Annotated in this window: 23 protein-coding genes; 17 read left to right on the plus strand and 6 right to left on the minus strand. The window is 62.6% G+C overall.

Going from position 1 to position 22,769, the window contains the following annotated elements; all coding sequences use genetic code 11:
- The first annotated feature begins 51 nt into the window (after positions 1-51).
- The 4 genes from WNZ15_RS24145 to WNZ15_RS24160 are packed head-to-tail and all read left to right on the plus strand — an operon-like array spanning position 52 to position 4,268.
- Positions 52-1,425 carry an amidase gene (locus WNZ15_RS24145; RefSeq protein WP_342895601.1) on the plus strand — a complete coding sequence of 458 codons (1,374 nt, stop codon included), beginning with the start codon at positions 52-54 and terminating at the stop codon, positions 1,423-1,425.
- A gap of 34 nt (positions 1,426-1,459) precedes the next feature.
- Positions 1,460-2,452 carry a TRAP transporter substrate-binding protein gene (locus WNZ15_RS24150; RefSeq protein ID WP_342895602.1) on the plus strand — a complete coding sequence of 331 codons (993 nt, stop codon included), beginning with the start codon at positions 1,460-1,462 and terminating at the stop codon, positions 2,450-2,452.
- A 22-nt stretch (positions 2,453-2,474) separates the two neighbouring features.
- Positions 2,475-2,984 (plus strand): TRAP transporter small permease, encoded by a 510-nt coding sequence (locus WNZ15_RS24155; protein WP_342895603.1) that lies wholly within the window; start codon positions 2,475-2,477, stop codon positions 2,982-2,984.
- Between the two features lie 9 nt (positions 2,985-2,993).
- Positions 2,994-4,268, plus strand: a complete 1,275-nt coding sequence (locus tag WNZ15_RS24160; RefSeq protein ID WP_342895604.1) for a TRAP transporter large permease — start codon at positions 2,994-2,996, stop codon at positions 4,266-4,268.
- 151 nt (positions 4,269-4,419) lie between these two features.
- Here the strand turns inward: WNZ15_RS24160 and WNZ15_RS24165 are convergent, their stop codons facing one another.
- The 6 genes from WNZ15_RS24165 to WNZ15_RS24190 all read right to left on the minus strand — a co-directional run bounded on the left by WNZ15_RS24165 (position 4,420) and on the right by WNZ15_RS24190 (position 10,411).
- Positions 4,420-4,905 (minus strand): heme-binding protein, encoded by a 486-nt coding sequence (locus WNZ15_RS24165; protein ID WP_342895605.1) that lies wholly within the window; start codon positions 4,903-4,905, stop codon positions 4,420-4,422.
- Positions 4,906-4,917: 12 nt separating this feature from the next.
- Positions 4,918-6,240, minus strand: a complete 1,323-nt coding sequence (locus WNZ15_RS24170; RefSeq protein ID WP_342895606.1) for a TRAP transporter large permease — start codon at positions 6,238-6,240, stop codon at positions 4,918-4,920.
- A complete protein-coding gene (locus tag WNZ15_RS24175) occupies positions 6,234-6,869 on the minus strand; it encodes a TRAP transporter small permease (protein WP_342895607.1) in 636 nt (211 codons plus the stop codon). Before WNZ15_RS24175 ends, WNZ15_RS24170 begins: the two co-directional genes overlap by 7 nt.
- A 62-nt stretch (positions 6,870-6,931) precedes the next feature.
- Positions 6,932-7,969, minus strand: coding sequence for a TRAP transporter substrate-binding protein DctP (gene dctP, locus WNZ15_RS24180; RefSeq protein ID WP_342895608.1), 1,038 nt, complete (start codon positions 7,967-7,969; stop codon positions 6,932-6,934).
- Between the two features lie 271 nt (positions 7,970-8,240).
- Positions 8,241-9,545: an MATE family efflux transporter gene (locus tag WNZ15_RS24185; RefSeq protein WP_342895609.1), complete on the minus strand. Its 1,305-nt coding sequence runs from the start codon at positions 9,543-9,545 to the stop codon at positions 8,241-8,243.
- A gap of 173 nt (positions 9,546-9,718) precedes the next feature.
- Positions 9,719-10,411 carry a GntR family transcriptional regulator gene (locus WNZ15_RS24190; RefSeq protein ID WP_342895610.1) on the minus strand — a complete coding sequence of 231 codons (693 nt, stop codon included), beginning with the start codon at positions 10,409-10,411 and terminating at the stop codon, positions 9,719-9,721.
- Between the two features lie 445 nt (positions 10,412-10,856).
- Between WNZ15_RS24190 and ugpC the strand changes: the two genes are divergently transcribed.
- The 13 genes from ugpC to WNZ15_RS24255 all read left to right on the plus strand — a co-directional run bounded on the left by ugpC (position 10,857) and on the right by WNZ15_RS24255 (position 22,769).
- Positions 10,857-11,960: a sn-glycerol-3-phosphate ABC transporter ATP-binding protein UgpC gene (gene ugpC / locus WNZ15_RS24195; protein ID WP_342895611.1), complete on the plus strand. Its 1,104-nt coding sequence runs from the start codon at positions 10,857-10,859 to the stop codon at positions 11,958-11,960.
- A gap of 86 nt (positions 11,961-12,046) precedes the next feature.
- On the plus strand, positions 12,047-12,952 hold the full coding sequence (locus WNZ15_RS24200) for an ABC transporter permease subunit (RefSeq protein WP_342895689.1): 906 nt from the start codon (positions 12,047-12,049) through the stop codon (positions 12,950-12,952).
- A gap of 10 nt (positions 12,953-12,962) precedes the next feature.
- Positions 12,963-13,844, plus strand: coding sequence for a carbohydrate ABC transporter permease (locus tag WNZ15_RS24205; protein ID WP_342895612.1), 882 nt, complete (start codon positions 12,963-12,965; stop codon positions 13,842-13,844).
- A 26-nt stretch (positions 13,845-13,870) separates the two neighbouring features.
- Complete coding sequence (locus WNZ15_RS24210; protein ID WP_342895613.1) at positions 13,871-15,433, plus strand: sugar ABC transporter permease; 1,563 nt, start codon at positions 13,871-13,873, stop codon at positions 15,431-15,433.
- 74 nt (positions 15,434-15,507) lie between these two features.
- Positions 15,508-17,844 (plus strand): DUF4962 domain-containing protein, encoded by a 2,337-nt coding sequence (locus tag WNZ15_RS24215; protein ID WP_342895614.1) that lies wholly within the window; start codon positions 15,508-15,510, stop codon positions 17,842-17,844.
- 19 nt (positions 17,845-17,863) lie between these two features.
- Positions 17,864-18,607: a 3-oxoacyl-ACP reductase family protein gene (locus WNZ15_RS24220; RefSeq protein ID WP_342895615.1), complete on the plus strand. Its 744-nt coding sequence runs from the start codon at positions 17,864-17,866 to the stop codon at positions 18,605-18,607.
- Positions 18,608-18,685: 78 nt separating this feature from the next.
- Positions 18,686-18,946, plus strand: coding sequence for a cupin domain-containing protein (locus tag WNZ15_RS24225; RefSeq protein ID WP_342895690.1), 261 nt, complete (start codon positions 18,686-18,688; stop codon positions 18,944-18,946).
- A 465-nt stretch (positions 18,947-19,411) separates the two neighbouring features.
- Entirely contained in the window at positions 19,412-20,806 is a 1,395-nt protein-coding gene (gene atpD, locus WNZ15_RS24230; RefSeq protein ID WP_342895616.1) for a F0F1 ATP synthase subunit beta, read from the plus strand.
- Positions 20,803-21,213, plus strand: coding sequence for an ATPase (locus WNZ15_RS24235; RefSeq protein ID WP_342895617.1), 411 nt, complete (start codon positions 20,803-20,805; stop codon positions 21,211-21,213). The genes atpD and WNZ15_RS24235 overlap by 4 nt, the downstream gene beginning before the upstream one ends.
- Positions 21,210-21,494, plus strand: coding sequence for an AtpZ/AtpI family protein (locus tag WNZ15_RS24240; protein WP_342895618.1), 285 nt, complete (start codon positions 21,210-21,212; stop codon positions 21,492-21,494). The genes WNZ15_RS24235 and WNZ15_RS24240 overlap by 4 nt, the downstream gene beginning before the upstream one ends.
- Positions 21,491-21,793, plus strand: a complete 303-nt coding sequence (locus WNZ15_RS24245) for a hypothetical protein (RefSeq protein ID WP_342895619.1) — start codon at positions 21,491-21,493, stop codon at positions 21,791-21,793. The genes WNZ15_RS24240 and WNZ15_RS24245 overlap by 4 nt, the downstream gene beginning before the upstream one ends.
- Entirely contained in the window at positions 21,790-22,485 is a 696-nt protein-coding gene (locus WNZ15_RS24250; protein ID WP_342895620.1) for a F0F1 ATP synthase subunit A, read from the plus strand. Before WNZ15_RS24245 ends, WNZ15_RS24250 begins: the two co-directional genes overlap by 4 nt.
- Positions 22,482-22,769 carry a F0F1 ATP synthase subunit C gene (locus WNZ15_RS24255; protein WP_342895621.1) on the plus strand — a complete coding sequence of 96 codons (288 nt, stop codon included), beginning with the start codon at positions 22,482-22,484 and terminating at the stop codon, positions 22,767-22,769. The genes WNZ15_RS24250 and WNZ15_RS24255 overlap by 4 nt, the downstream gene beginning before the upstream one ends.

Below are 22,769 nucleotides of genomic sequence, written 5' to 3' on the forward strand. Positions count from 1 at the left end.
CGCTTTTGCCTATGCTGAAGGCAGAACACCTGAACCACGAGGACCTGACCGGTGCCAGTGAAATCGATCGCCCAACTCGCAAACGACCTCCGCGAAGGTGCCATCACTTGCCGCGAGCTGATGGCGGCGGCCGTGGACCGCTATGCGGCGACCGAGCCGCGTCTGAATGCCTACCGCAGCTGGGCCGGAGACCGTGCGCTTGCCCAGGCCGATGCGGTGGACACGCTGTTGGCGACCGGGGTCGATCTTGGACCGTTGATGGGACTGCCGGTTTCGGTCAAGGATCTCTACGGTGTTCCAGGCCTTCCCGTGTTCGGTGGAACCGATACCGCCTTCCCGCCGGATTGGGAAACGGCGGGACCGGTCGTGTCGGCCCTGCTGGCACAGCTGGGGATCGTGACCGGCAAGACCCAGACTGTTGAATTCGCCTTCGGTGGCCTGGGAACAAACCCGCATGCGGGCACTCCCTTGAACCCCTGGTCCGGCCCCCATGCGCCGCGCGCACCGGGGGGATCCAGTTCCGGTGCGGGTATCTCCCTGGTTCAGGGATCCGCCCTGCTCGCCCTGGGCACCGACACGGCCGGATCCGTCCGCATCCCTGCATCCTTCAACGGTCAGACCGCCCTGAAGATCACCCATGGCCGCTGGTCGCTGGACGGCATCATTCCACTGTCGCCTTCGCTGGACACGCCCGGGCTTCTCGCGCGCACAATCGAGGATCTGGCCGTTGCCTTCGCCGCACTCGACCCTGACGGCGGCCGGCCTGTCGTGGCGGCGGAGACGGGTTTGCGCCTCGGCGTGGTCCGGAATGTTGTCTGGGACGGGATCGATGATTCCATCGCGCAGAACACCAGCTCGGCGCTGCGTGCCCTGGAAGGCGCCGGGGCAACGCTGAACGATGTAGAGCTGCCCTGCGCGGCCGCGCTCCTCGAGGTCTTCCGAGCCGGCGGACTGGCTGCGCCGGAGCTGCGCGCATTCCTCGACCGCAACTTCCCCGAACGCATCGAACGGCTGGATCCGGCGGTGATGGCAAGGGTTCAGGCGGCTGACGAGATCGGTGCCACGGAATACCTGCGCCGCCGCGCCGTGCTCGCCGAAAGCGGCCAAACCGCGCGCCGGGTCTTCGACACCGTCGATTTCCTGGTCACGCCCACGGTTCCGGTCAGCGCACCGGTCGTCGCGGATCTGGCCGACCCGGAGACTTATCGCGCCGCCAACATGCTGGCATTGCGGAACACGGCCATCGTCAACCTGCTCGGCTGGTGCGCCATAACCCTGCCGACGGGTCTCGACGCGAATGGAATTCCTTCCGGCCTGCAGATCATCGCGGGACCGGGTCAGGAAGAACGGCTGCTGGCTGTGGGGCTGGCGGTCGAAAACATCCTTGGTCAGGGACCGGACCTTCTGGGCCTGCCACCACTTTGATCTCCGATAAAACCAACCAAACCAGAGGGAAGTCATGAAACTGCAGACACTCGGCAAGGCTATGATCCTTGCACTCGGAACCACGCTCGCCAGTCAAGCCCATGCGGCCGACTTCACCTTCACCTTCGCCCACGTGCTGACGGAAGACACGCCCAACGCCCGTGCCGCGGTCGTGTTCAAGGAAGAAGTCGAGAAGAACTCGGACGGGCGCATCGAAATCAACATCCGGCCGGCAGCCCAGTTGGGCGGCGATGTCGAAATCATCGAACAGACGCAGATGGGCATGGTTCACATCGCCATCCCGCCGACCGGCAATCTCGCCAACTTCAACGAACAGATGTATCTGTTCGATCTGCCGTTTCTGATGAATGACGATGCGTCGATGAAACGCGTTCTCGACGGCGACGTCGGCACCGAGCTGCTGGGAACACTCGAGGCCAACAATCTGCACGGCATCGCGATGTGGGGCGCCGGCTTCCGCAACATGACCAACAACATCAGGCCCATCAACGGTCCGGGCGATCTTGAAGGCATCAAGATGCGGACCCTGCAGGCTCCCACCATTCTCGCAACCTACCGCGCCTATGGCGCCAACCCGACGGCCATGGCCTATGTCGAGGTTTACAACGGCCTGCAGCAGGGTGTGGTCGAAGGGCAGGAAAATCCGCTGGCCAACATCGCGTCGATGAAATTCTACGAAGTCCAGAAATACATGACGCTCTCCCGCCACGCCTATCACACCTACGCGGCGGTGATGAACAACGCTGCCTGGGCCAGCCTGCCGGACGATCTGAAAACCGTCGTCGAAGAGGCCATGATCGTTGGCCGGGACGCGGCACGCCAGTTCACCGACGAGGATGAAGCCAAGATCATCGAAGGCATCAAGGGCCAGATCGAGATCCAGGAACTGCCCGCCGAGGGACGTGCCGCGTTCATCGAAGCCTCGCAGCCGATCTATGAAGAGTTCCGCGAAAAGGTCACGCCGGCTCTGATGGACAAGGCACTCGCGGCCGCCAAGGGCGAGTAACGGACTTCCGGGGGCTGCGCACATGATTAACTGGCTCAACCGCATCGTCGACCTGATCGAAAACGTGCTGGTCACATCGCTGATCCTGTCGGCGACCCTTGTGGCGATCGTTCAGGTCATCGCCCGATATGTGTTCAACAACTCGCTCTACTGGTCAGAGGAATTCATCCTCTATGCACTCATAACGATGAGCTTCCTGACCATGGGGATGGGTGTGCGCTACGCGTCGCATATCAGCGTCGAGGCGGTCTATGCCATCGCAAGCCCCCGGATGGCCAAATTTCTCCAGATCGGGGCGGCCTGCCTCGGCCTGGTCTTCGCCGGAGTGCTGATCTGGTACGGGACGAAACTGTCCCTGAACACCTCCCGGATGGGACAGATGTCCCCGGCAATGCGCATTCCCGTGGGCTACATCTACACCGTGATCCCGGTTTCGGGTGCCTTCATGGTGCTGCGCTACCTGCTTGTATTGCAGGAACTTTTCGCCGGACGGAGCTACGTCCCGCCCCAAGTCGACATCAAGACGAGCTGAGGACAGGTCATGGTTGGCGCTCTCGTACCGGTATTCTTCGGCCTTCTCCTGTTCGGCCTGCCGATCTTCGCCGCGCTCGCGCTCGCGGTTGCAGCCGTGTTTTATTTCTGGGGTGGAATTGATCCGGTCCTCGTGCCCATGCGCATGTTTTCCGGCATCAACAATTTCTCCCTCATGTCGATCCCGTTCTTCATTCTCGCGGCCGAGCTGATGCGGATCGGCGGGCTGTCGGACCGTCTGATCAACCTGGCGCGGGCGATTATCGGCTGGCTTCCCGGCGGTCTCGCGGCGGCGGCGGTCGTGGCCTGCCTGATGTTCGGATCGATCTCGGGATCGAGCCCGGCAACGGTGATCGCGATCGGGTCGATCCTGTACCCGGCCATGGTGAAGGCCGGTTACGACAAGTTCTTTTCCATCGGCCTGATCACCACAGCCGGCACACTCGGCCCCATCGTGCCGCCGTCGATCGCCCTGATCATCTACGGCTCGGTCACCGGTACCTCGGTGGGCAAGCTGTTTGCCGCCGGCCTGCTGCCCGCGATGATGATCGGTGGCATCCTCATCGCCTTCGCGACCTGGTACTCCGCCCGGAAGGGATATCCGCGCGATGCAATGCCGACTTTAAAGGGAATTCTCACGGCGCTGAAGAACTCCGCCTGGGGTCTCGGCCTGCCGCTGATCCTCCTTGGCGGGATCTATTCCGGTGTGTTCACACCGACGGAATCCGCCGCCGCGGCGTGCCTATACGGCTGGTTTGTCGGCGCGGTCATCTATCGCAGTATTTCCGTGAGGGACACGCTGATGGTCCTGCGCAACACGGGCCTGATCTCCGGTCCGCTTCTCTTGATCACGGCCGGCGCGTCGGCATTCTCGTGGGTCCTGGCCAGCACGGGCACGCCCGCCCAGCTTGCCGCCTACATCCTCGGCGATGTCAGCAACCCCTTCCTGATCATCGCCTTCTTCAACGTGCTCCTCCTGATCGCGGGCTGCTTTCTCGACAGCGCCTCCGCGATCATCATCCTGGCGCCCCTGATGATGCCGATCGCCCAGCAGATCGGTGTCGATCCGATCCATTTCGGCGTGATCATGCTGGTGAACCTGTCGGTTGGCATGCTGACGCCGCCGGTCGGCCTGAACCTGTTCGTGGCCATGGGCGTCTCGGGAATGAAGCTGGGCGAGGTGTTCCTGGCAACCCTGCCGACCATCCTGCTGATGCTGGTTGCCCTGATCCTGCTCTCCTACATCCCGGCGATCAGCATGCTGTTGCCGGAAACGCTGTTCTAGAGCGTGTTGCATTTAAACGGAAAAATCAGCATCGCGTTTTGCGTTGGAACATCTGGTTCCAGAAAGTGAAAAGCGGTTCCGATTAAGTGCGATTTTCTCTAGAGCCATTCCCGCTCAGATTGGTTCGCGCCCGAACCGGGGCACGTGATCGTCAGTGTTTGTCCGACAGCGAGGAGGCCTGCCAGTTCGGATCGTGCTCTGCAGGCAGCGGCGCAAGACCCGCATTCCTGACGGCGTGAATGGCGCAGTATTCGTCCTTTTCCGAGGTGTCTCCGCTGACGCCGACCGCACCGATCGTGCTGCCGGTGTCATCCTCGATCAGGACACCGCCCGGCACCGGTATGAAGCGGCCTTCGGCGGCCACGGACAAGGCCGTCTGGAAGGTTGGCCGCGCGGACAGGTAGTCGCGGATCGTGCGCGACGGCAATCCCATGCCAAGGGCGCCCCAGGCCTTGCCGTAGGCGATGTCGAAGCGCAGCAGACCGCTGCCGTCCTCCGATTTCATCGTCACCAGCCGTCCTCCGGAGTCCAGCACAGCCACGGTCAGCGGCTTCATCTGTTCACGGCGGCCGATGGCCAGAACGGTTTCGGCGATGGTCTCGGCAGTGGCGAGTGCAAGGCTTGATGCCAGGCGCATTGTTGCAGGTCCTCAGTTACGCATCAGATCGGGCAGCCAGGTGACGATCTCGGGAAAAATCAGCAGAACGATGATGGTTATCACGTCCGCGATGAAGAACAGCATGATGCCCCGGAACACGTCCGGAAGCGGGATGTCGGGACGCACCGCGCTGACCACGAAACAATTGAGACCGATGGGCGGGGTGACAAGGCAGATTTCCGCCATCTTGACGACGATGATGCCGAACCAGATGGAATCGAAGCCCAGCGCGATCACCGCAGGATAGACCACGGGAAGCGTCAGCAGCAGCATTCCGATGGCGTCCATGAACATGCCGAGGACGGCATAGGCCAGCAGGATGCAGATCATGATCGTCATGGGCGAGGCATCAAGCGAGACGACCCAGGCGGTGAACGCTTCCGCGACCCCGGAAAAGCCGAGAAAGCGCACGAATATCGTCACGCCCCAGATCAGCGAGAAGATCATGACGGTGAGTTTGGCCGTTTCCATCAGGCTGGCCGTGATCGGACGCAGCCCGGTGCCGCGGAACAGGGCCACCGCGAAGACGATGCCCGCGCCCAGCGCGCCGGCCTCCGTCGGTGTCGCCCATCCCTGATAGATCGCGGAAATGATGATGAAGACCACGGCCACGATCGGCAGCAACGGCGGCAGCGACGTGAACCTTTCCCCCCAGGTTGCGCCGCCCACCGACGGCGCCGCCTCGGGACGGACCTTCGCCCAGCCGATGATGATGCCGCCGTAGATCAGCGCCGAGACCAGGCCGGGCAGGAAGCCCGCCAGCAGCAGGCGGCCGACCGACTCCTCGACGATGATCGCGTAGATGACGAGGATCGCCGACGGCGGGATCAGGGTTGCCAGGGTGCCTCCCGCCGCGACCACGCCCGCCGCCAGCCGCCGGTCGTAACCGTAGCGCAGCATTTCCGGAATGGCGACGCGGGCAAACACGGCGGATGTCGCTGTTGAGGCGCCCGAAACGGCAGCGAATCCGGCCGTCGCGAACACGGTCGCGACGGCCATGCCACCCGGAAGCCAGCCAAGCCACTTGCTGGCGGCATTGAACAGTTGTGTCGTCATGCCCGCATGAAAGGCGACAAAGCCGATGAAGATGAACATCGGCAGGACACTCAGGGCATAGATCGTCGACTTGGCATGCGGCACGATGCCGACGATGCCGGCGGCAGGGCCCCAGCCGATCAGTTCGACCAGTCCCAGAAGGCCGATGGTCGCTGCCGCGAACACGACACGCACCCCGAGCATGACGAGAAGGACCAGCAGTCCGATGCCGATCAGGCCCACCAGAAGCGGGTATTCAAATCCAAGTCCGATCAGCATCCGTCAGTCTTTCCGTCCTGGGAGGCCGCGAGCGCCTCTTCTGCTTCTTCCTGGGCGACCTGGGCCGCGTTCTTCATCAATGTCACGCCTTCGGGTGCGCGGGACGGATCGATGAACATGCGCACCGATCCGGCCAGCTGGACGGACAGCCGCAGGAACCACAGGGAAAACGCCACCGGAACCACCAGCTTGGACGGCCACACCGGAAACTCCGCATCGATTGTGGTGTCCCCGAGCTCAAACGACCGCCAGAAATGCGCGCCGCTGTACCAGATCAGCACCGCGATGATGCCCATGCCGACGAGCGCACCGACGATCTCGGCCGCCCAAAGACCGCGTCCGCGCAGATGAGACAGCAGCAGTTCCATGCGGATATGGGCGCCCATGCGCTGGGTGTAGGCGGCCCCGAGAAAGGCCATCCCGGCCATGGACAGCTCGACCAGGTCGACATAGCCGGACAACGGCGTGTCGAACACCGTGCGCAGCACGATCTGGGCGATCCCCAGGCACATGAGCAGAAAGATGAAGATCGCCGCCACGAAATTCGTTGCGTCTTCCACCGGCGACAGCCGCCGGTCGGCACGGGCAACGAGGCTGGAGCCGCCGGCAGCCGGATGGGTATCAAACATGGGTTCTGTTCCTGAACGGGAAATCGGCACCGCGGCAGAACCGCGGCACCACCCGGAAGGGGTTACTGCTTGCGCGCTTCCTCGGCATAACCAAGGAAGGCGTCCAGAACCGCCTGCGCATCGAAGCTGTCCTGATTGTCGGCCACCCATTTGGTCCAGACCGGCCGCCCGGCGATTTCGCGGAACCGGGTCAGTTCCTCTTCGCTGTAGGCGATCTTGTGCAGGGTCTTTTCGAAGAGCTGCAGATTGACTTCGTCCTGGGCGTCATAGGCCGCCTGCTGGGCGTCGAGCACGAGATCCCGGTTGTCCATGATCAGCGCCTGGTAATTTTCCGGCAGCGCCTCGAAGGCGGTCTTGTTCAGGACCCAACCGCATTCCGACGTTCCCGGAGCCAGGTTCGAGGTGTACCAGTCGGCTTCCTCGTTGATCTTGAAGGCAACGTGGGCATAGGTGAACGGAAAGGCCGCCGCGTCGACCGTGCCGTTCTGGAAGGCCGTGAGCGTCTCGGAGGCCGACAGGGTCTGCTTGGTCGCCCCGAGCGCCTCCATGGCATCGCCCAGGCCGCCGCCCGCGCGCACCTGCAAGCCTTTCCAGTCCTCGAGTTTCTCGGGAGGTGTCCCCTTGCCCATCAGTTCGAACTGCTGCAGCAGGCCCGAAACGTAGGGAATGGCGTTCCACTTGGCCATGTCGGCAACGATCGCAGGATGTTCGAACATGCGCATGCGCGCGGTCCGCCCCACCTGCGGATCGCCGATCGGAAGGAAGGGCAGGGAAAACACCATCCATGCCGGGTTCTTGCCGGGATGGTAGAAATTGCAGATGCCGGCGCCCTCGAAGGCGTTCAGCTTGAGGCCGTCAAGATTTTCGCGCGCCGGGCCGAGCTGTTCCGCGTAGAAAATCCGGATCTGAAACTTGCCGCCGGTCTCTTCCGCGACCTTTTCCGCCAAGGCTTCCATCCCGGCGGTAAGCGCCCGCGGGTTGCCGTACATCGAGATTTTCCAGAAGACCGACGGCCCGTCGACATTCGCTGCGGTGGCCGCCCCGAAAGGCGTCAGCGCCGAAATGGACGCGACCGCGAGGGTTTTAAGGAACTGTTTCATTGGGTCTCCTCCCCGATTACTGCAAGACGGCGCAAGCCGCCGGGACGCCCGTGAGCCGTCCTTCTTGGATCGATCCGCTTTTTCCGGCTCACGAAGCCGCTTTCAAAAAAATCGATATTATTTGATATACAATAACTTTATCGGCAGAAAAAGAGAAAATTACGGATGGCAGTAAAGGCAGCCGGCACCATGCCGACTGCCCTCGTGTACCGGGGCACCACCACAAGGCGCGGGACTGCGTCATCGACAAGGAATGTGATTGCGGCAGGATTCAGAGCCTGCCGGTCTTCCATTTTCCCGACAGGAGCCGCAGGTGAAACGGGAGAAGCTTCACCAGCTCCTCGAACAGCAGCAGCGAGAAAATCCAGATGACCGGCGCGTTGAAAACAAGCACCAGCAACGCCGTTGCCGGAAGACGAAATGCCCATTGCGACCAGATGAAGATGTGCATGACATAGACCGTCTCCCCGCCCGCCCTGAGCGTGTTGCCGCACATGGCGTTGGACACCTTCGGAAACGGCAGGAGCAGGAGAACCGGTAAAAAGCCCAGGAGCGCGGCGCGGGTATCCTCGTTGAGACCGGGATAGATCCGGCCGGACAGCAGACAGACTGCCAGATAGACCAGCGAGACCAGCACCGCGGCCCCGAAGGCCGCGCGCCACGCCGACCCCAGAAATGCGTCCAGGTCACTGCCGCTGCGCCTTTCTCCTATCAACTGGGCGACAAGAATCCCGGTTGCCTGGGCCCAGCACATGGCAATGGCACCAACCACCATGATCCACGGCATCATCAGCGTCAGCGCCGCGAATTCGGTCACGCTGAGGGCTGCGTAGATCAGGGTCGCCACGGCGTTGGCCAGCGATGCGCTCGCAAATGTCGCGGCAATCGGCAATGTGAACAGGAAATGGCGGCGGAGCGCCGCTGCAAAGGCGTTCCGCTGCCGCGTCTTCTGGCCGGCCTTGAGAATACCGGAGCGCCGGGCTTCCCGAACCAGGACCGAAAGCCTCAGGACCGCGCCGACAACCGTTCCCCATGCGGCACCGGTCACGCCCATTTCGGGCGCGCCGAAATGACCGTGTATCAGGATATAGCTCACCCCGACATTGACCGGCAGGGACACCAGATAACTCAGGAAAGGGACCCGCGTTTCACCGCGGGCATTGAAGAGGCTGGACAGGTTCAGCGCCACGGCCTCCGCCAGGAACACAAGCAGCAGGACACTCAGATAGTTTTTCGCTTCGGTCCCGATCCACGCTGAATGCGCAACCCTGTCGACGATCAGTTCGCCGGCCAGGAAAGCCGCACCGATACCTGCCAGCGCGATACAGCCGTTGATCAGGAGACCGCACAGGAAACCGGTGCGGAGCGCGGCCGGATCCGCGGCACCGAAGGCCTGCGCCAGTCTTATCTGCGTTCCGTTCGAGAAGGCGCCGAGGATACCCAGCAGCAATCCGCCGAACACCGATGCGATGCCCATGGCGGCAACCGCCGTTTCGCCCAGCGACGAAACCAGGATGGCATCGATCACGACGATGCCGTGCAGCATGATCGTCTTGAGAGTGAGCGGCCAGGCCACCTGGAAAACGGTACCGTTGGACGGCAGGCCACCGGAGCGGCCGGGTGCGCGGGAGCTTGTCTGACCGGGGTCTGTGCGGGCTTTGGGCAGTTTGCAGGGCCTTGGGGGCGAGGAAAGTGACGGCGGCACCGCAAGGGCTGCCGGCCGCAGTCCGGTCGGGCTGATCCTGGACGTCAGCCCGGGCTCTCCTCGAAAAAGCTTTCATTGGTCGCGGTGATGGATTCGATGGTGGCGTCCAGACGGGACAGATGGCGCATGCCCGCCACGACCGCCCGCTCGGCATCGCCCTCTTTCACGCAGGCGACGATTTCCTCGTGATCGGCAACCAGTTGCGGCATCCGGTCTTCTTTTGACAGACCGAGAATGCACAGACGGTCGACCTTGGCCTTTTCCGACGAAATGACCTCGAAGGCAAAGTCCAGTCGCGCGATCTGGCACAGGGTCCGGTGAAACGCGTAGTCGAGCGCTCCGAAGGCCTCATAGTCGTTGTCCGCGATCGCCTGCCGTTGCCGGTCGAGACAGTCTTCCAGCATGGCGGCACCGACACGGTCGCATTTGGCGGCGGCCCGCCGGAGCACTTCCGCTTCGACCGCGGCCCGCACAAAACGGGATTTTTCGATCTCGCGGGCCGAAAAGCGTTTGACCTCCGTCGCCCTTTGCGGACGGATCAGCAGCAGGTCCTGGTTTTCCAGGCGGCTGAAAGCGTCCCGAACCGGCTGCCGCGACACGCCGAACCGCGCCGCGATATCCGCTTCGGAAATCCGGTCGCCCGGTTTGAGGCGCATGCTGGCGATCTCTTCGTGGAGATAGTCATATATCTCGTCGACCAGCGGGCGTCTGTCGCCTGCCTGCTTGAGGTGCACCATCTTGTTTCCTCCAGAGTGGCCCGACTGCCTTCAGCCGGTCCCGTGCCCGTATCGTGCGGCCAGTATCGTCGGCCCGGTTTCGCTGGACCTGTTCGTTGAATAGCCCCGTCAGGCCACGAATGCCAACCCGTCAGCACCGGGTGACAAAGTCCCGCAAGGCGTCCCGGCTTTCTTTCCCTTGCCCGATACCGGAGGACGGGTTCGGTCGCCGTTCCTCCCCGAACCCGTGTTCAGGCCGTGTCGAGATCAGATTGGCACCGGGTCCGGACCGGCATGAGCGTCTCGGCCCTGCCCTTGATTTTCAAATTCAGACTAGTATTCCAGATTAGCTACTAGTATACCAGTCTAAAGTGATGGCGTGTGGAGATCGTTTCGACAACCACTGCCGGATGAAAAGGCTGCCGCGCCGGATGGGAGTTCATGGCGTGGCCGCGTGGGAGGTGGAATGCCAGGGGTACGCTTGGAAGGCATCGTCAAGGCCTATGGGGCCTTGCGTGTGGTGCACGGAATCGATCTGGAAGTGAACGAGAAGGAATTCGTCGTTCTTGTCGGCCCCTCGGGCTGCGGCAAGTCGACGACCCTGCGGATGATTGCGGGCCTGGAGGAGATTACGGAAGGTGATCTCGCCATCGACGGCCGTCACATGAACCGCATCGCCCCCAAGGATCGCGATGTCGCTATGGTGTTCCAGAATTATGCGCTGTATCCGCATCTGAATGTCGCCGGCAACATCGCTTTCGGCTTGCGCATCCGCGGCGAGAGCAAGGCCGCAATCGCGGCTGCGGTCGAGGAAGTCAGCGGCATTCTCGGCCTGAAGGACTATCTGCAACGCAGGCCTGCGGAATTGTCCGGCGGACAGCGCCAGCGTGTTGCCATGGGCCGCGCGATCGTCCGGCGGCCGAAGGTCTTCCTGTTCGACGAGCCCCTGTCCAACCTGGATGCCAAGCTGCGCACCCAGATGCGCGCGGAAATTCGCCGTCTTCACAACCGCCTCGGTGTCACCAGCATCTACGTCACGCACGACCAGGTCGAGGCGATGACCCTTGCCGACCGGATCGTCGTCATGAACAACGGCCACATCGAGCAGACCGGCGCTCCGATGGAGCTCTTCCTCAATCCCGTGAACACTTTCGTCGCCGGTTTCCTGGGGTCCCCGCCCATGAACATGGTCAAGGCGCGCCTTGCCGCGGGCGCCACAGCGCCGGTCGCCGAATTCGGCGGCCAGACGCTGCCACTCGCGCCGCTTGAGGCGCTGCGGGACAGTGTCGGGCGCGAGGTGATCCTCGGCATACGCCCCGAATTCGTGTCCGTTGCCGGCGACGGCGCCGAACATCGCATCACCGTGGACCTCGATCTTGTCGAGACCCTGGGCTCCGAGGCCCTGCTGCACACAAGGCTCGACGAAGAGCCTTTCGTGATCCGCACCGGAACCGTGGGCCACGCGGAAGGACTGCACGACGTCACCGGGTTCACTGTCGCGCCCGAAATGATCCGCGTCTTCGACGCCGAGACCGGCACGGCATTTCCCGGACAGGTGCACGTGTCATGATCAGCAATCCGGAATTCCAGGGCGGGACGACCGAGGAGCTGGTGATCGAGGCCTCCGAAGCCGTGCGCCGGCGCAAACCCGGCCGGATGGTGCGCGTTGGTGACCACCTGCGGCGGGAATGGCAGCTCTACCTGATGCTGCTCCCCACGATCGTCTGGCTGCTCCTGTTCCTGTACAAACCCATGTACGGCCTGCAGATCGCCTTCAAGGACTATTCGATCTTCCGCGGCATTGAAGCCAGCCCCTGGGTCGGATTCGAGCATTTCCGGACCTTGTTCGACAACGACCAGTTCCTCCGCGCCGTCAAGAACACGATCATCATCAGCGCATACGGGCTGCTGTTCGGTTTTCCGGTCCCGATCGTGCTGTCCCTGATGTTCAACGAGGTTCTCAACAGGTGGTTCAAGAAATCGGCTCAGACCATCGTCTATCTGCCGCATTTCATCTCGTCGGTCATCATCGCCGGCATCGTCATCACCGCACTGTCGCCCTCCGCGGGCATCGTCAACACGGTGCTGGGATGGTTCGGGATCGACGCGGTCTACTTTCTGACCAAGCCCGAATGGTTCAGGCCGATCTTCATCGGCACGGGCATCTGGCAGGAGGCCGGATTCCAGTCCATTGTCTATCTTGCCGCGATCGCCGGGGTATCGCCCACACTCTATGAATCGGCGGTTGTCGACGGTGCCAGCCGCTGGCAGATGATGTGGAAAATCACGCTGCCCTGCATTCTGCCGACGATCATCATCATGCTGATCATCCGCATCGGCAACATCCTCGAGGTCAGCTTCGAGATGGTGATCCTGTTGTACCAGCCCGCCACCTATGAGACGGCGGATGTGGTCAACACCTTCATCTACCGCCAGGGGATCCAGGACGGACAATACGACATGGCCGCCGCCGCGGGTCTGTTCAACGCGGTGGTTGCCTTCGTGCTGGTGATTTCGGCCAACACCCTGTCCAAGCGCTTCTCGCGCACATCGCTGTGGTGAGGGGACGACCATGAAGAAGCTTCATCTCTACAGCCGCGGCGACCGGATCTTCGTGATCCTGAACATGATCCTGATCGCCATATTCGCCGTCTCCACCCTCTATCCGTTCATCTACATCGCGGCCGTGTCGTTCAGTTCGGGTTTCGCCGCCCGCGCCGGCCAGGTCGTGCTGTCGCCGGTGGGGGCCACCTTCGAGGCGTACAAGCACGTCCTCAGCGAGCCGATGTTCTGGATCAGTTACAAGAACACCTTCATCTACACCATTCTCGGAACGGTGATGAGCCTGCTGATCATCATTCCGGGATCCTATGCCCTGTCGCGTCCGCAGCTCTACGGACGCCGGTTCTGGAACCTGATGGTGGCGTTCACCATGTGGTTTCACGCTGGCATGATCCCGTTCTTCCTGAACATGCGCGACCTCGGACTGCTGGACAGCTATTTCGGGATCATCATCGGCTTCGCCGTGAACGGCTTCAACATCATCCTTCTGCGCAACTTCTTCGAGGCGATCCCCAATTCCTTCGAAGAGGCCGCGCGCATGGACGGCGCCAGTGAATTCCAGGTGCTGTGGAAGGTCTATCTGCCATTGTCCAAACCCGCCATTGCGACCGTGACGCTGTTCTGCATCGTGTCGCGCTGGAACGGGTTCTTCTGGGCCATGGTGCTGCTGCAGGACGAACAGAAGATCCCGTTACAGGTCTATCTGCGGCACACCATCGTGACCCTGTCGGACGACAACGAATTCGGCGCCTCGCTGGTCGATGCGGCCTACAGCGTCGAAACCGTGACCGCGGCGATCATCGTCTGTTCGATTATCCCGATACTGGTCATCTACCCGTTCCTCCAGCGCTACTTCGAAAAGGGAACCATGCTGGGCGGAGTGAAGGAATGACGTTACGTGACACTAGGGAGGATACCATGCGAAATCTGACACTTGCAGCGGCTCTGCTTGGCGCGACCATGCTGGGCGGGCCTGTCATGGCCGAAGAAGACCTGCGCATCGTCGACGAACCGCTGGAGCTGACGATCCAGATGAACCACGCGCGCTACCCGCGCTACAAGGAAGACTGGCCGGTCGAGCAGATCGCCCGCGAACTGACCGGCATTCATCTGATCGACGCCACCGTGGGAGCGAACACCCGCACGGACGAGAACAACGGCAAGACCGAAGCACTGAACCTGATGCTCGCTTCCGGCGGCATTCCGGATATTGTCGGCTCCAGCCGCATCAAGGACTTCGTCAACCAGTTCGGTCCCGAGGGCGCGTTCATCGGCCTGAACGACCTGATCGAAGAGCATGCCCCCCACCTCAAGGCCTTTCTCGACGAGCGCCCCGAGATCCGCTCGGCGATCCAGGCCGCCAATGGCGAGATGTATTACATCCCCTACCTGCCGGACGGAAAATACGGCCGAGCGTATTTCATTCGTCACGACTGGCTGAGCAAGCTCGGGCTCGAAGCTCCGCAGACTGTCGAAGAGCTGGAAGAGGTTCTGATAGCGTTTCGCGACAAAGATCCGAACGGCAACGGACTGAAGGACGAAGTCCCGTTCTTCGCCCGCCAGTGGCCGGAGCTGATCCGCCTCGTCACCCTTTGGGACGGCCGCTCGTCTGGCTCCGATACCTATCATGATTTTTATGTCGACAACGGCAAGCTGCAACACCCATACGCCGGCGAAGGCTATCGGGACGGCATCAAGAACCTCGCCCGCTGGTATGCCGAAGGCCTGATCGATCCGGAAATCTTCACGCGCGGGTCCTCATCGCGCGAGTATCTGCTTTCCGAGAACCTGGGCGGCATGACCCACGACTGGTTTGCCTCGACCTCGGGCTACAATGATTCCCTCGGCGGCAAGGTGGAAGGGTTCCAGTTCAAGGCGTTCGCACCGCCTGCCTCCGTTTCGGGTGTGCGCATGGAAGAACACCGGCGCATTCCCATCAAGCCGGACGGCTGGGCGATCGGCTACACCAACGAGCACCCGGTCGAGACCATCAAGTATTTCGACTTCTGGTTCACCGAAGAAGGCCGCCGCCTGGCCAATTTCGGCGTGGAAGGCGAGCAATACACGATGGTGGACGGCCAGCCGCAATTCACCGAGGATTTCCTGACCAACGGCAAGCCGGTCAACAACCAGCTCTACGAGGTCGGCTCCCAGCTTCAGGCACGCGGCTATTTTCAGGATTACAATTACGAAAAGCAATGGTCGAACAAGTATGCGCTGGAAGGCATCGCCCTTTACGACGAAGGCGACTACCTGATCGACCAGTTCCTGGGCGTGGCGCTGAACGCGGAAGAACAGAAGGTCTACGACAAGTACTGGGCCTCGATCCGGACATACATGCTGGAACGCCAGCAGGGCTGGATCCTGGGCAATGGCGATGTCGTCGCCGACTGGGACGACTACGTGGCCACGCTCAACAAGATGGGTTTGCAAGAAGTGCTTGACGCGATGAACTCAGCCTACACGCGCCAATACGGCTGATCCCGCAAGCCGGCGGCCGCGGTGTTGATCTCCGCGGCCCCCTTCCCTTCGCAGACAACAGGATTTCTCCGCTCATGTCCGGAAACACCAACGTGCTCGATCAGCCCAGGACGGGCCGGCTGACCATTCAGTATGCGCCCGACGAACGGTCCGAAATTGTCGAGAACCCGCCAAGATTCACCTGGCTTCCGGTGATCGAGACCGAAGCCGAATACGTGCTGCGGATTTCTCCCGATGCGGACTACCCGGCTGGAGACACCCGGCAATACACCCGCATTCGCCTGAATTTCTTTACACCCGACACCGCCCTGGCGCCCGGCGAATACCACTGGTCCTACGCCGTCTGCGATCCGCACACCGGTGAACCGCTGTCGACGTGGAGCAAGACCAGAACCTTCACGATCAGGGCGGCACTGCCTGAAACGCCACTGCCGTCGCGCACCACACGCTTTGCAAGCGCCGACCGGTCGCATCCGCGCCTGTGGATGACGCCGGACAGGCTCGCGGCCTTCCGCAACGACGTCCTCGCCGACCCGGATCATTGCAGCTGGTCGACGTTCTTCGAAAAGTCCGTGCTGCCCTGGATGGATCGCGAGATCATGCAGGAACCTGCAGGCTATCCGGAGCACACGCGCATCGCCTCGGTCTGGCGGCAGACCTATATCGATTGTCAGGAGCTTCTGTATGCCATCCGGCACCTGGCGATCGGTGCGAAGGTCACCGGAAACGAGGCCATGCTGGAGCGGGCCCGCGCGTGGCTGCTGGCCGCCGCAGCCTGGTCTCCCACGGGCACGACCTCGCGCGCCTACACGGACGAATGGGCCTTCCGGGTCAATCTCGCGCTCGCCTGGGGATACGACTGGCTTTATGACGCGTTGAGTGAAGAGGAACGCCAGCTTGTGCGCGATGCCCTTCTGGCGCGCACCCGCGAAACGGCGGACCATCTGATCCGGAATGCCAACATCCAGCTCTTTCCCTTCGACAGTCATGCGGTACGCGCGGTATCGGCGGTTCTCGTCCCGGCCTCGATCGCTCTTCTGGACCATGCGCCCGAAGCCGAAGACTGGCTGAACTATGCGGTCGAGTTCCTGTTTACCGTCTATTCGCCCTGGGGCGATGCCGACGGCGGCTGGGCCGAGGGCCCGCACTACTGGATGACCGGCATGGCCTACCTGATCGATGCGGCCAATCTGCTCCGGTCCTACACGGGCCTCGATCTCTACCGACGGCCGTTCTTCCGCAACACAGGGGACTTTCCGCTCTACACCAAGGCGCCGGACACCAAACGGGCGACCTTCGGGGACGACAGCACGATGGGCGACCTGCCCGCGGTCAAGATCGGCTACAATCTGCGCCAGTACGCCGGCGTGACCGGCAACGGCGCCTACCAGTGGTACTTTGACGAAATCAGACGCACCAATCCGGGCACGGAAAAGGCGTTCTACAACTGGGGCTGGTGGGACTTCAACTTCGACGAACTCGTCTACAGGACCGACTTTCCCGAGATCGAAGCCGTGCCCCCGGCGGGAGACGACCGGCTCAGATGGTTCAAGGGCATCGGCTGGGCCGCGATCCAGCAACAGATCGACGACCCGGACAACCACATCCAGTTCGTGATGAAGGCCTCGCCCTTCGGCGCGGTCAGCCACAGCCACGGCGACCAGAACGCCTTCTGCCTCGCGGCCTTTGGCGAGGATCTCGCGATCCAGTCCGGTCATTATGTCGCCTTCAACAGCACGATGCACCAGACCTGGCGCCGCCAGACCCGATCCAAGAACGCAATCCTCATCGACGGCCAGGGCCAGTATGCCGGCAAGGACAAGGCCAAGGCGATCCGCTCGGCGGGGCGGATCGTCGACGCGGAGGACCGCGGCGATCACATCTTCATCCGCGGCGATGCCACGGCGGCCTACCGCACCCTGAACGACGACGTCACCTCCGTCCTTCGGGACGTCTATTTCGTCAATGGAGCGTATTTCGTCATTGTCGACAGCATCGATGCCCGCTCGCCGGTCGCGATAGACTGGCTGCTTCACGCCAATGCCCCGATGACCCTGGGCGACGCCACCTTCCGCTACACGGGCGAAAAGGCCGGCTTCTACGGCCAGTTCCTCTGGTCCGAGGCCGGGTCGCCGCAGCTCGGTCAGGAAACGGGTTTCCCGGGCGTCGATCCGGCGGAATTCGAGGGCCTGCCGGTGAGCACCTGCCTGAAGGCCACCTTCCCGAAGGCCGTCCGGCACCGGGTCGCGACCTTGCTGGTGCCCTATCCGCTGTCGGCCCCGCGCCGGGTCTTCAGCTTCCTGGACGACCAGGGCTACGACTGCGACCTCTATTTCACCGATTCCGACGACAGGACCTTCAAGGTGGTCGTTCCGAAAACTTTCGATGTCGGCAAGACCCCGGAAAAATGACACGCACAAAGGAAACAAGATGAAACTCAAGGGCAAAACCGCAATCGTGACCGGCGGCGGCAGGGATATCGGCCGGGCCTGCGCCATGCGCCTCGCCGAAGAGGGCGCCAGTGTCGCCATCAACTATTTCTCCAGCAGCAAGGGCGCGGACGAAACCGTCGCGAAGATCGAGGCCGCCGGCGGCAAGGCCTTCGCCCTGCAGGGCGACCTCAACGAGCCGTCCGGCGTGGACGCTCTCGTCGCCAGAACGGTCGAGACGTTCGGCGGCATCGACATCCTCGTCAACAACACCGGCGGCCTGATCGCGCGCAAGACCATCGCGGACATGTCGCTCGATCACTGGCGTGCGGTGATGGACCTCAACCTGACCAGCACCTTTCTGATGATCAAGGCCTGCCTGCCGCATCTGACCGCCGGCGCCATCGTCAACATCGCCAGCCAGGCCGGCCGCGATGGCGGCGGGCCGGGCGCCATCGCCTATGCCACCTCGAAAGGGGCGGTCATGACCATGACACGGGGTCTCGCGAAGGAACTGGGCCCGGCGGTCCGTGTGAATGCCCTGTGCCCGGGCATGATCGACACGGACTTCCACAACATCTTCACAAAACCGGAAGTCCGCCGCAACGTCGAGGCGGCCACGCCCTTGAAGCGTCAGGGAACCTCGGAGGATGTTGCCAATCTCGTGGCATTTCTCGCATCCGATGACGCGGCGTTCGTGACCGGCGCCAACGTCGACATCAATGGCGGCATGCTGTTCAGCTGATCGCTTGAAAAAGAAGGAAAACTGTCTTTGACCGAGTTTGCAGTTGTAAAGACCGCGGAAGGTGTCACCCGTCAGGTCATGGCGGATCATCCGGAACTGATGATGGTGGCATTCCGCTTCGAAAAGGCCGGTGCAGAAGGGGCTCTGCACAGCCATCCCCACGTGCAGTCGACCTTCGTGGAAAGCGGCAGGTTCAGGTTCATCCTCGGCGAGGAAGAGCGTGAAGTGCAGGCAGGCGACAGCTTTGTAATACCTTCCGGACTGACCCACGGATGCGTCTGTCTGGAACCCGGAAAGCTGGTCGACTGCTTCACCCCAAGACGAGACGACTTTCTCTGAGAAAAGACACTGAATTGTCTTCGGCGCGGGCGGGTCATCGAGGCCTCCGCGTTTTTCCCCTGACGCTTTTTCCCGGGCCTGTTTCCCTGGCCCGATACTCCGGTACCCTCGGTCGCGGCACCTGTTGCGACCGGGAGATCGGAAGTCCCGGTCGCCACCCCCGCCGGGTGACGAAGGCGCTGCCCGGCAATCCGGGGTCAAACGGTCCCCCGCTCCCGGCCTGAATCATCTTCCTGCCGTCTATTGATCTTCGTCAATTTTACCGGGCTTTTTCCTGCTATCTTCAGGCTGAAATCCAGTTTTCCAACTTGATCTGGAGGCCGTCATTTGGCGGGCCGGATCAAGGCCCTGCATCGGAAAGCTGGCGATGCATCGGCTCGACGGAGACCAATTGATGCCGAACGGGCGTGACCGCAAACGACGGGAAAACCGGGGTTTCGGCATCTGGCTAGCCGAAGCAATCGGATGACGACCAGGGGCGCTCCGAAACCGGATGCTTCAACGGATGGGCACATCGCCGCCATTCGCGGCGGAATTGTCGACGTGGCCTTCGACGGTCCGGTGCCCCGCATTCACGATCTCCTCTATGCGGGCGAGATTGCCCTGGAAGTGTCCGGACTGATCGGCGAGGGCATGGTGCGGGCCATGGCGCTGGCCCCCGTGCGCGGGCTGGGGCTCGGCATGACGGTCAAGGCGACCGGCGGCCCGATCAGGGTCCCGGTCGGAGAGGGTGTTCTGGGCCGGATGCTGGATGTGTTCGGGGCGCCGATCGATGACCAGCCAGCCCCTGCAGCGAAAGAATTCCGCTCGATCCATCAGCCGCCGCCGGACCTGAGCGACCGGGTCCTGCATTCCCGGATCCTGGAGACCGGGATCAAGGCCATCGATCTTCTGTCGCCCATTGAACGGGGCGGCAAGACCGGGCTGTTCGGCGGGGCCGGCGTCGGCAAGACGGTCCTGATCACGGAACTGATCAACAACACCGTCCAGCACCACAAGGGCGTAAGCCTGTTCTGCGGCATCGGCGAACGCTCGCGCGAGGCCGAGGAGCTTTACCGCGAGATGGGCGAGGCCGGGGTGCGCGAGAAGACCGTCATGCTCTTCGGCCAGATGAACGAGGCGCCCGGCGTCCGGTTTCTGGTTGGCAACACCGCCTTGACGATGGCTGAGTATTTCCGCGACGACAAGGGCCAGGACGTTCTGCTCCTGATCGACAACATCTTCCGGTTCGTTCAGGCCGGATCCGAGGTGTCGGGCCTGATGGGACGCATGCCGTCGCGCGTCGGCTACCAGCCGACCCTGGCAACGGAACTGGCCACGCTGGAAGAGCGCATCACCTCGACCAAGAGCGGGGCGATTACCTCGATCCAGGCGGTCTATGTGCCCGCCGACGATTTCACCGATCCGGCGGCCGCGCATATCTTTTCGCATCTTTCGGCATCTGTGGTGCTGTCGCGCAAGCGGGCCAGCGAAGGTCTTTATCCGGCGGTCGATCCGCTGGCCTCGGCCTCGGTGATGCTGACGCCTTCCGTTGTCGGACAGCGGCACTATGATATTGCCCGCGCCGTGCGCCGGACGCTGGCGGAATATGAGGAACTGCGCGATATCATCGCGATGCTCGGCCTTGAGGAACTGTCCTCCGCCGACCGTGCCACCGTGGCGCGGGCGCGGCGGCTGGAACGCTTCCTGACGCAGCCCTTCTTCACGACCGGCTCCTTCAGCGGGATGGAGGGCAAGCAGGTGCCGATCGCCGATACCCTGGCCGGTTGCGAGACGATCCTCTCACAGACCGAGTTCGAATTGCCCGAAAGCGCCTATTACATGATCGGCGGTCTGGATGATCTGGAGACCGGGACATGAGCATGGCCTCCGTGATGACCGTCATCCTGCGCCTGCCGACGCGCACGCTCTTCGAAGGGCAGGCCACGCGCCTGACGGCCGTGGCCCCGAATGGCGCATTCGGCATTCTGCCCAATCATGTCGACTTCGTCACCGCGCTGGTGCCATCGGTCATGACACTGCGTCTTCTCGACGGGCCGGAGGAAATCTTCGGTCTGGACGAAGGCCTGCTCGTGAAAAAGGGCCACGTGATCACCGTTGCCGCCCGGCGCGGCGTTCGCGGCGACGACCTGGACAGTCTGCAGGACACCGTGGAGACGAGCTTCATCCAGATGGACGAAGAGGAGCGCCAGGCACGCTCCGCCCTGTCCCGGCTCGAGGCCGACATGGTTCGGCGGTTTGCCGAGTTGCAGAGGCCGCTGCAATGACACCGGAACAGGACGAATCCACGGAGCAGATCGCCCGGCAGGCCAGGCGGATGAAGTCGACGCGCGATCATCCGGGACCCAGCCCGCTGAGGGGCATCGGCACATTCGGGATGGTCGGCTGGGCCATCGCCGTGCCGACGGTCGGTGGTGCTTTTCTCGGTCTTTGGCTGGACCAGGTCGCACCACAGGGGTTTTCCTGGACGATCGCCCTGATCCTGGGCGGTGTCGTGCTGGGCGCCATCATGGCCGCCGCGTGGATAAACAGGGAAGGAGGCGAATGATGATGGTTGTTGACTGGACCGCACTGTTGCTGGGGCTGGCGGCCGGCGCCGTCATGGGAGCCGTCTTCTTCCTGGGCCTGGCACTCGGGATGCGGCTCGCCCTGCGCAGCAGGAACACGATCGGGCTGCTGTCGTTGAGCGCCGTGCTGCGGATCGCTGCCCTGCTCCTGGCCGGCTGGCTGATCGTGGCACACGGCGGTCCGTGGGCCTTTGCCGGCTATGGTCTCGCGTTCCTCGCGGCACGATTCATCGCAACGACGCTTGCCCGCGTCGACGCACCCGCCGAAGGCGCGCCATGACCCTGTCCCCCGACCAGACCGTCATCGTGGACGCCTGGGGCATCCCCATCAACGCGACCGTTTTCTACACCTGGATCGTGATGGCGCTGCTCACCGTCGCGTCAATGCTGATCACGCGAAATCTGCGTCCGGACGTGCCGCCGAGCCGCTGGCGGACAATGCTGGAAGTGATCGTTCAGGGCATCGAGAGCCAGATCGGGGAAATCGCCCAGAGGCCCTCGCACCATCTGCTGTACTTCGTGGGGACCCTGTTCCTCTTTGTCGCCACGTCGAACCTGCTGCTGGTTGTTCCGGGGTTCGAGCCGCCCACATCGTCCCTGTCGACCACGACCGCGCTCGCGATCTCCGTTCTGATCGCGGTCCCGCTTTTCGGTGTCGGCAGCCGGGGCATAGGCGGATATCTCAGGACCTATATCGAACCGTCCGTGATCATGCTCCCGTTCAATATCATCTCCGAGTTTTCGCGCGGGGTCTCGCTGGCGATCCGCCTTTACGGAAACATCATGAGCGGGGCCGTGATCGCGGCCATCCTCCTGAGCGTCGCGCCCTTCTTCTTTCCGGTGGTGATGGATGTGCTCGGTCTCCTGACCGGCATGATCCAGGCCTACATCTTCGCGATCCTGGCGACGGTTTACATCTCAAGCGCCACCGCGCGCCCACCACAGTCCGAGCCTGAAAAGGATACTCCATGACAGACCTTGCCCTCATTGCCGCGATCTCGATCTTCACGGCGGGCCTCACCGTGTCGTTCGGCGCCATCGGACCGGCGCTCGGCGAGGGCCGCACCGCAGCCACCGCCCTCACCGCGATCGCCCAGCAACCGGACGCGGCCCCGACCATTTCCCGCACGCTGTTCGTCAGCCTTGCCATGATCGAATCCACGGCGATCTACTGTTTCGTTGTCGCCATGATCCTCCTTTTCGCGAACCCTTTCTGGAATGCGGCAATGGAAGCGGCGCAGACGGCGGGTAGCTGA

This window comes from Roseibium sp. AS2, from assembly GCF_038900065.1.
Lineage (GTDB): Bacteria > Pseudomonadota > Alphaproteobacteria > Rhizobiales > Stappiaceae > Roseibium.

What these genes read in the sequence shown, in the direction of transcription:
- WNZ15_RS24150 (WP_342895602.1), top strand. Translation starts at nt 1,460, where the DNA reads ATGAAACTGCAGACACTCGGCAAGGCTATGATCCTTGCACTCGGAACC.
- WNZ15_RS24155 (WP_342895603.1), top strand. Translation starts at nt 2,475, where the DNA reads ATGATTAACTGGCTCAACCGCATCGTCGACCTGATCGAAAACGTGCTG.
- WNZ15_RS24160 (WP_342895604.1), top strand. Translation starts at nt 2,994, where the DNA reads ATGGTTGGCGCTCTCGTACCGGTATTCTTCGGCCTTCTCCTGTTCGGC.
- WNZ15_RS24165 (WP_342895605.1), bottom strand. Translation starts at nt 4,905, where the DNA reads ATGCGCCTGGCATCAAGCCTTGCACTCGCCACTGCCGAGACCATCGCC.
- WNZ15_RS24170 (WP_342895606.1), bottom strand. Translation starts at nt 6,240, where the DNA reads ATGCTGATCGGACTTGGATTTGAATACCCGCTTCTGGTGGGCCTGATC.
- WNZ15_RS24175 (WP_342895607.1), bottom strand. Translation starts at nt 6,869, where the DNA reads ATGTTTGATACCCATCCGGCTGCCGGCGGCTCCAGCCTCGTTGCCCGT.
- dctP (WP_342895608.1), bottom strand. Translation starts at nt 7,969, where the DNA reads ATGAAACAGTTCCTTAAAACCCTCGCGGTCGCGTCCATTTCGGCGCTG.
- WNZ15_RS24190 (WP_342895610.1), bottom strand. Translation starts at nt 10,411, where the DNA reads ATGGTGCACCTCAAGCAGGCAGGCGACAGACGCCCGCTGGTCGACGAG.
- ugpC (WP_342895611.1), top strand. Translation starts at nt 10,857, where the DNA reads ATGCCAGGGGTACGCTTGGAAGGCATCGTCAAGGCCTATGGGGCCTTG.
- WNZ15_RS24200 (WP_342895689.1), top strand. Translation starts at nt 12,047, where the DNA reads ATGGTGCGCGTTGGTGACCACCTGCGGCGGGAATGGCAGCTCTACCTG.
- WNZ15_RS24205 (WP_342895612.1), top strand. Translation starts at nt 12,963, where the DNA reads ATGAAGAAGCTTCATCTCTACAGCCGCGGCGACCGGATCTTCGTGATC.
- WNZ15_RS24210 (WP_342895613.1), top strand. Translation starts at nt 13,871, where the DNA reads ATGCGAAATCTGACACTTGCAGCGGCTCTGCTTGGCGCGACCATGCTG.
- WNZ15_RS24215 (WP_342895614.1), top strand. Translation starts at nt 15,508, where the DNA reads ATGTCCGGAAACACCAACGTGCTCGATCAGCCCAGGACGGGCCGGCTG.
- WNZ15_RS24220 (WP_342895615.1), top strand. Translation starts at nt 17,864, where the DNA reads ATGAAACTCAAGGGCAAAACCGCAATCGTGACCGGCGGCGGCAGGGAT.
- WNZ15_RS24225 (WP_342895690.1), top strand. Translation starts at nt 18,686, where the DNA reads ATGGCGGATCATCCGGAACTGATGATGGTGGCATTCCGCTTCGAAAAG.
- atpD (WP_342895616.1), top strand. Translation starts at nt 19,412, where the DNA reads ATGACGACCAGGGGCGCTCCGAAACCGGATGCTTCAACGGATGGGCAC.
- WNZ15_RS24235 (WP_342895617.1), top strand. Translation starts at nt 20,803, where the DNA reads ATGAGCATGGCCTCCGTGATGACCGTCATCCTGCGCCTGCCGACGCGC.
- WNZ15_RS24240 (WP_342895618.1), top strand. Translation starts at nt 21,210, where the DNA reads ATGACACCGGAACAGGACGAATCCACGGAGCAGATCGCCCGGCAGGCC.
- WNZ15_RS24245 (WP_342895619.1), top strand. Translation starts at nt 21,491, where the DNA reads ATGATGATGGTTGTTGACTGGACCGCACTGTTGCTGGGGCTGGCGGCC.
- WNZ15_RS24250 (WP_342895620.1), top strand. Translation starts at nt 21,790, where the DNA reads ATGACCCTGTCCCCCGACCAGACCGTCATCGTGGACGCCTGGGGCATC.
- WNZ15_RS24255 (WP_342895621.1), top strand. Translation starts at nt 22,482, where the DNA reads ATGACAGACCTTGCCCTCATTGCCGCGATCTCGATCTTCACGGCGGGC.